Raw genomic sequence first — 7,245 nt, forward strand, 5'->3', positions numbered from 1 at the left:
GTCGTCCTTCCAGATGTTGACGATGCCGGTCGCGACGGCGAGGCGCTCGGTGGCGTCGAGCAGCTGGTCGACGAGGTGCAGCTGTCCGTCGGGCGAGCCGCCGATCCAGACCGCGCCGTAGCCGAGCCGCTCGATCGTCGCGGCGAGGTCGGGGGTGAGCTTCGGTGCCTGCAGCCAGACGCCGACACGGCCGAGATCCATCGGGTGCCTTCCGTTCGAGGAGCCTTCCTTCGAACGTAGCGCGGCACCCGGACGTGATCACGCGCCGAGGCACACCAGGGTGTGCCTCGGCGCGTGATCATCGCGGCTCGGTCAGCTGCCGCCGGGGTTGAGCGTCACGGTGATCGGCTTGTACGACGCCCCGGTGGTGTCGAGGTTCATCGCCTTGAGCTTCGCCAGGGCCTTCTCGGTGAACTCGTTGGTGTAGGCCTCGCCCTTGGGCGCGCCCGACAGTACGGTCTGGCCGTCCTTGTTCTTGGTCTGCGAGGCGATGGTGACGGTGCGGTCCCACGCCGTCGTGTCGACCATGCCGATGCCCTGCGGCGACGGCCAGATCAGCTTGTTCACTTGGTTGGTCTGCCAGAGCTGGTGGCTCGCGCCGAGCTTCGAGCCGGCCTTGACGACGGCGTCGCGGCACTCGGTCGCGTGCGATCCGCAGTAGATCCAGCCCTCGTAGCTCGCGGTCAGGAACTTCACCGTGGTGTCCTGGAACGCCTTGTCCTGCAGCTTCTTGGTGTTGGCCCAGATCGCGTCCTGCAGCATCGAGGTGCCGACGTCGTTCCAGTTGATGACGTTGAGGTCGCTCGGCTGGTACAGCTGGCCGGTCTTCGGGTTCTTCGCCTCGAGCACCTGCGCGTACTCGTTGTAGATCATCGCCTGCGCGGCGTCGATGTCGCCGGCCAGGAAGGCGTTCATGTCGAACTGCTGGGTGACGATCTTGACGTCCTTGCCGGGGTCGACACCGTCCTTGGTCATGCCGGCGAACAGCTCGTACTCGTTGCCGAAGCCCCAGTCACCGACGGTCTTGCCCTTGAGCTGCGCGGGCGAGGTGATGCCCTTGTCCTTGAACGAGATCTGCAGCGTGCCCGAACGCTGGAACACCTGCCCGACGTCGGTGATGTCGGCGCCCTTCTCGCGCGACTGCAGCGCCTTCGGCACCCACGCGATCGCGAAGTCGGCCGAGCCGCCGTCGTCGACCGTGGTCTGCGGGACGGTGTCCGTGCCGGCGGGCACGATCTTCACGTCGAGGCCCTGCTGCTTGTAGAAGCCCTGCGACAGGGCGGCGATGTACCCGGCGAACTGGGCCTGGGTGACCCACTGCAACTGCAGGGTCACCGGCGTGAGCTTGCCGCCGGACGCGGACGAGTCGCCGCCGCTGCTGCTGCAGGCGGCGAGCCCGCCGGCGGCGAGCAGCACCGCGGCGGCGGTGGCGCCGAGCTTGGTCGTGATCATGGGTTCCCTTCGGGTCGCGGTCGAGGCTGGCTGGCTCAGGTGACGGGTGCGGCGCGGTCGCGCAGGACGAGACGTTCGAGCAGGGCGGCGCCGACGTAGAACAGCAGGCCGAGCACGACGGCGCCGAACACCGAGGCCCACGCGCCGGGGTAGTCGCTCTGACCGACCGACGAGGTGATGCGCGAGCCCAGCCCGTCCTGCAGGCCGCCGAAGTACTCGCTGACGACGGCGGCGATGACGGCCAGCGAGGACGCCACCCGCAGGCCGGTGAAGAAGTACGGCAGCGCGCCGGGCACGCGGATCAGGCGCAGCACCGCCGTCCCCGAGGCGGCGTAGGTGTGCATCAGCTCGCGGTGCACCGGGCGGATGCGGGACAGTCCGCGCAGGGTGTTGACGAAGATCGGGACGAAGGCGCTGATCGCCACCACCGTGCGCCGAGGCACCGGCGACAGCGGCGAGTACATCGTGTTGAGCAGCGGCGCCAGGGCGACGATCGGCATCGCGGCGAGCCCGGCCACGACCGGGGTGATCGCGCCGCCGAGCAGCGGCACCCGGGTGGCGAGCGCGGCGAGCAGCACGCCGACGACCAGCCCGGCGAGCAGGCCGACGAGTGCGTTCATGCCGCTGTGCGCGGCCGCCGAGGCGATCTCGGAGCTGCTGTGGCGGGCCGCCGTCCAGATGTCGCTCGGCGCGGGCAGCACGAAGCTGCGCACGTGCGCCGCACGCACGAAGACCTGCCAGGCCACGAGGAACAGCACGCCGAACGCGACCGGCGGCAGCAGCGTCGCGAGCGAGCGGCCGACACCCCCCGACCGCCACGACCCGCGGCGCCCGCTCGGCAGCGGAGCCGGCGCCGGGCCGGGTGGCGTCCCGGTCACCGGGTCGGCCGTGTCGACCGTGCTCACAGCGCCCCCTGCGCCCGGTCGGCCGCGCTCAGCGCGACGCCGACCTCGACCGTGTCGGGCACGGGGCGACCGCGCAGGGCCTCGCGCACCTGGGTGATGCCGGCGTAGAAGCCGGGCGCCTCGCGGGTGTCCTCGGTGCGCGCGCCGAGCGCCACCGGGATGATCTCGGCGATCCGTCCCGGGCGCGGCGACATGACCACGACGCGGTCGGACAGGAAGACCGCCTCCGGGATCGAGTGCGTCACGAACACGACGGCGGCGCCGGTCTCGCCGGCGATGCGCACCAGCTCGTTCTGCATGCGCTCGCGCGTCATCTCGTCGAGCGCGCCGAACGGCTCGTCCATGAGCAGCAGGGCCGGCCGCTCGGCGAGCGCGCGGGCGATCGCGACCCGCTGCTGCATGCCGCCGGACAGTTGCGGCGGCCGGTGCCCGGCGAAGTCGGCGAGGCCGACGAGTTCGAGCAGCTCGCGGGCGCGCTCACGCCGCTGCGGCTTCCCGACACCGTGCAGTTCGAGCGGCAGTTCGATGTTCGCCTGCACGGTGCGCCAGTCGAGCAGGCCGGCCTGCTGGAAGGCGATGCCGTAGTCCTGGTCGAGGCGCGCCTGCCGGGCCGGCTTGCCGTTGACGCGCACCTCGCCGGTCGACGGCTCGAGCAGGTCGGCGACGATGCGCAGCAGGGTCGACTTGCCGCAGCCGGACGGCCCGATGAGCGAGACGAACTCGCCGCGCGCGATGGTCAGGTCGATGTCCTGCAGTGCGACGACGGTGTTCTTCCGGGTGGCGAAGGTGCGCCCGACGCCGCGCAGTTCGACGGCCGGGGCGACGTCGTCGACGAGGTCGTCACGGGCGGTCATCGGGCGTCCTCCCGGCGGTAGGGGAACAGGGCGAGGTCGAACAGGGACACGGCCGCGGCGACGAACAGGCCCAGCACCGCAGCGCCGATCACCGCCGCGTACACGCGCGACGGGTCACCGGTGGCCTGCTGCGAGTAGGTGATGATCAACCGGCCGATGCCGCCGTCGAGCCCGGTCGAGATCTCGGCGACGATCGTGCCGACCACCGCACCGGCCGCCGCCAGGCGCAGGGCCGGCACCAGGAACGGCACCGACGACGGCAGCTTCAGCCGCAGCAGCGTCGACCACCATCCGGCGGCCGCGCAGCGGAAGTACTCGGCGTGCACGACGCTGGGCGACTTGAGCCCGCGTGCCATGCCGACGGCGACGGGGAAGAACGCCAGGTAGGCGGCGATCACCGAGACCGACATCCACGGCTGCCAGGTCAGCGGCCCGAGTTTCGAGCCCTGCCCCCACTTCGTGACCAGCGGCGCCAGGGCGATGAGCGGCACGGTCTGGCTCAGCACCACGTAGGGCATGAGCGCGCGCTCGGCCACGACGAGACGGTCCATGAGCAGGGCGAGCAGCATCCCGACGACGACGCCGAGCACGAAGCCGGCCGCAGCCCACTGCAGCGTGTTGCCGGCGGCGTCGAGCACCGAGTCGAAGACCGTACGGGTCGGGCCGAAGGTGATCGCGCCGCCGACCTCGGCCGAGCCGAAGGCGTGCCAGATCGACGACAGGTGCGGCATCGCTGCGTCGGTGGTGCGTGGCAGCACGCGGGTGCCGAACAGCTGCACGCCGTCCGCGGGGCCCCACGACTTGTAGGCCTCCCACAGCGCGCCGAGCACCACGAGCACGAGCAGCACCAGCGCGGCGCGCCCGGCCCGGTGCCACAAGCGTGCCGTCACGTGCGCGCGGCCTTCCGCACGTTCACCGCGGGCAGCACCCGGTCGCCGTAGGCGTGCAGCGTCTCGGTCTTCGCGTCGTGCTGCAGGTAGTTCGCGAACTGGTCGACGCCGAGCGCCTCGAGTTCCTGCAGCCGAGCCACCTGCGTCTCGACAGGACCGATGAGGCAGAACCGGTCGATGACGTCGTCGGGGACGAAGGCGGTGTGGGTGTTGCCCGCCTTGCCGTGCTGGTTGTAGTCGTAGCCCTCGCGCGCGGCGATGTAGTCACTCAACGCCTGTGGTACGGCGCCGCCGTCGGCGCCGTAGCGGGCGACGATGTCGGCGACGTGGTTGCCGACCATGCCGCCGAACCAGCGGCACTGGTCGCGGGCGTGCGCCAGGTGGCCGGCCGAGCCGTCGGTGACGTAGGCCGGTGCGGCGACACAGATGGTGATGGACGCGGGGTCGCGGCCGGCGTCGGCGGCCGCCTTGCGCACCGCGGCGATCGACCACTCGGTGATGTCCGGGTCGGCCAACTGCAGGATGAAGCCGTCGCCGACCTCGCCGGTGAGGGCCAGCGCCTTCGGCCCGTAGGCCGCCACCCACACCGGCAGGCGCGAGCCCGACGACCACGGGAACTGCAGCGTCGCGCCCTTGTACTCGGTGGCCTCACCGTTCGCGAGCCCACGGATGACACCGATCGACTCGCGCAGCGTCGCCAGCGTGACGGGCCGCCCGTTGGTCACCCGCACCGCGGAGTCGCCGCGCCCGATGCCGCAGATGGTGCGGTTGCCGAACATGTCGTTCAGCGTCGCGAACAGCGAGGCGGTCACCGTCCAGTCGCGCGTGGCCGGGTTGGTCACCATCGGCCCGACGGTCATGCGCCTCGTCGCCGACAGGATCTGGCTGTAGACGACGTAGGGCTCCTGCCACAGCAGGTGCGAGTCGAAGGTCCAGCAGTGCGTGAAGCCAAGGGTCTCGGCCTGCCGGGCGAGTTCCACGACCCGCCACGCGGGCGGATCGTTCTGCAAAACGACGCCGAAGTCCACTATGCCCTCGGCTCTTCGCGCAAGCGCTCATCGCGGACTCGCTCCGCTCCTCGCTCGCTGGCGCTCGCTGCGATGCTCACTCGATGCTCCGCCCTAGATCAGGTTCTGCGAGAGGCCGCGCTTGACGAACTGGCCGTGGCCCTTGCGCCCGACGTAGCCGCTCTCGTCCTTGATCACGGTGCCGCGCGAGAGCACGACGTCGACGTGGCCGTCGATCTCCCAGCCCTCCCAGGCGCTGTAGTCCATGTTCATGTGGTGGGTGCGGCCCTCGCCGATGCCGATCGACGTGTGCCCCTTCGGGTCGTAGACGACGATGTCGGCGTCGGCCCCGGGTGCGATGACGCCCTTCCTGCCGTAGAGCCCGAACATGCGCGCCGGGGTGGTGCAGCAGACGTCCACCCACTTCTCGAGCGAGATGCGGCCGTCGTGCACGCCCTGGTAGAGCAGGTCCATGCGGTGCTCGACGGAGCCGATGCCGTTGGGGATCTTGGCGAAGTTGCCGCGTCCCATCTCCTTCTGGTCCTTCATGCAGAACGGGCAGTGGTCGGTCGAGACGGTGGTGACGTCGCCGGTGTTGATGTACTTCCACAGCGCGTCCTGGTGGCCCTCGGCACGCGAGCGCAGCGGTGTCGAGCAGACCCACTTCGCGCCCTCGAGGTCGCCCCACTGCTCGCTGGTGGCGCCGAGCTGCTCCTCGAGCGAGAGGTACAGGTACTGCGGGCAGGTCTCGCCGAAGACGTTCTGCCCCGCGTCGCGCGCCTCGGCGATGCGGGCGAGCGCCTGCTTGGCCGACACGTGCACGACGTAGAGCGGTGCTCCGGTGAGGTCGGCGAGCATGACGGCGCGGTGCGTCGCCTCCTGCTCGGCCTGCCACGGCCGGGTGACGCCGTGGAAGTACGGACCGGTCTCACCGCGCTCCAGCGCCTGTTGCACCAGCACGTCGATGGCCGAGCCGTTCTCGCAGTGCATCATGATCAGCCCGCCGTTGCCGGCGGCCGTCTGCATCGCCTGCACGATCTGGCCGTCGGACGAGAGGAAGACGCCCGGGTAGGCCATGAAGAGCTTGAAGCTGGTGATGCCCTCGCCGATCAGCTCGTCCATCGCCTTGAGCGACTCGGCGTCGACCTCGCCGATGATCTGGTGGAAGGCGTAGTCGATCGCGCAGTTGCCACCGGCCTTCTCGTGCCAGAGCGCCACCTGGTCCTGCACCCGCTGACCGTGCGCCTGCACGACGAAGTCGACGATCGTCGTCGTCCCGCCCCACGCCGCGGCGCGGGTGCCGGTCTCGAAGGTGTCGGACGCCTCGGTGCCGCCGAAGGGCATCTGCATGTGTGTGTGGCCGTCGATCCCGCCCGGGATCACGTACTTGCCGGTCGCGTCGATCACCGTGTCGGCCGTGATCGTGCCCAGGGCGGTCGACCCGGGCGCGAGCAGTGCGACGATCGTCTCGCCGTCGACGAGCACGTCGGCCGCCGTCGAGCCGGTGGCACTGACGACCGTGCCGCCCTTGATCAACGTGGTCATCGGGTCGATCCCTCCTCGTCGAGACGCGCAGCCTGTCGCCGGTGCGTTTCCGGCATGTTGATCAGCGGTGACACCGCGGTCACGAGCGCCGCCGTCACGGCTCGACGGTGCGCGTGTAGGTCTCGGGCCGGCGGTCGCGGTAGAACTGCCAGTCGTTGCGGGTGCGGGTCACTTCGTCGAGGTCGAGGTCGCGCACGAGCAGCTCCTCCTTGTCCTCCGACGCCTTTTCACCGACGAAGTTGCCGCGCGGGTCGACGAAGTAGGACGTGCCGTAGAAGTGCGGGGCATCGGCGCCGAACTCGTCGATCTCCTGCCCGATGCGGTTGTTCGCCGCGATGAAGTACTGGTTGGCCGCGGCGGCCGCCGGCTGCTCGAGCTCCCACAACCGGTTCGACAGGCCGGGCTTGGTGGCCGAGGGGTTGAACACGAGCTGGGCTCCCCCCAGGCCCAGCTCGCGCCAACCCTCCGGGAAGTGCCGGTCGTAGCAGATGTACACACCGACCTTGCCGACCGCGGTGTCGAACACCGGGTAGCCGAGGTTGCCCGGCCGGAAGTAGAACTTCTCCCAGAACGCCGGCAGGTTCGGGATGTG

At 70.5% G+C, this 7,245-nt stretch carries 7 protein-coding genes and 1 pseudogene; all 8 read right to left on the reverse strand.

From position 1 onward, the window contains the following. Nucleotides 1–201, reverse strand: a pseudogene (locus ACTHMS_RS08650) (LLM class F420-dependent oxidoreductase); the annotation flags it as partial. Nucleotides 202–312: 111 nt separating this feature from the next. Beyond that, nucleotides 313–1,452, reverse strand: a complete 1,140-nt coding sequence (locus ACTHMS_RS08655) for an ABC transporter substrate-binding protein (protein WP_440306258.1) — start codon at nt 1,450–1,452, stop codon at nt 313–315. Nucleotides 1,453–1,487: 35 nt separating this feature from the next. Further along, nucleotides 1,488–2,357, reverse strand: a complete 870-nt coding sequence (locus tag ACTHMS_RS08660) for an ABC transporter permease (protein ID WP_440306259.1) — start codon at nt 2,355–2,357, stop codon at nt 1,488–1,490. Then, nucleotides 2,354–3,211, reverse strand: coding sequence for an ABC transporter ATP-binding protein (locus ACTHMS_RS08665; protein ID WP_440306260.1), 858 nt, complete (start codon nt 3,209–3,211; stop codon nt 2,354–2,356). The genes ACTHMS_RS08660 and ACTHMS_RS08665 overlap by 4 nt, the downstream gene beginning before the upstream one ends. Then, a complete protein-coding gene (locus ACTHMS_RS08670) occupies nt 3,208–4,101 on the reverse strand; it encodes an ABC transporter permease (protein WP_440306261.1) in 894 nt (297 codons plus the stop codon). Before ACTHMS_RS08670 ends, ACTHMS_RS08665 begins: the two co-directional genes overlap by 4 nt. Next, the gene (locus ACTHMS_RS08675; protein WP_440306262.1) at nt 4,098–5,129 is read right to left on the reverse strand and encodes a TIGR03842 family LLM class F420-dependent oxidoreductase; all 1,032 of its coding nucleotides are present in this window, start codon (nt 5,127–5,129) and stop codon (nt 4,098–4,100) included. The genes ACTHMS_RS08670 and ACTHMS_RS08675 overlap by 4 nt, the downstream gene beginning before the upstream one ends. Before the next feature lie 93 nt (nt 5,130–5,222). Next, on the reverse strand, nt 5,223–6,653 hold the full coding sequence (gene hydA / locus ACTHMS_RS08680) for a dihydropyrimidinase (protein WP_440306263.1): 1,431 nt from the start codon (nt 6,651–6,653) through the stop codon (nt 5,223–5,225). 94 nt (nt 6,654–6,747) lie between these two features. Then, a partial coding sequence (locus ACTHMS_RS08685) for a nitrilase-related carbon-nitrogen hydrolase (RefSeq protein ID WP_440306264.1) occupies nt 6,748–7,245 on the reverse strand: 498 nt, incomplete at its 5' end.

Source organism: Jatrophihabitans sp. (assembly GCF_051960575.1).
In the GTDB taxonomy this organism is placed as follows: Bacteria; Actinomycetota; Actinomycetes; order Mycobacteriales; family Jatrophihabitantaceae; genus JBQCEE01.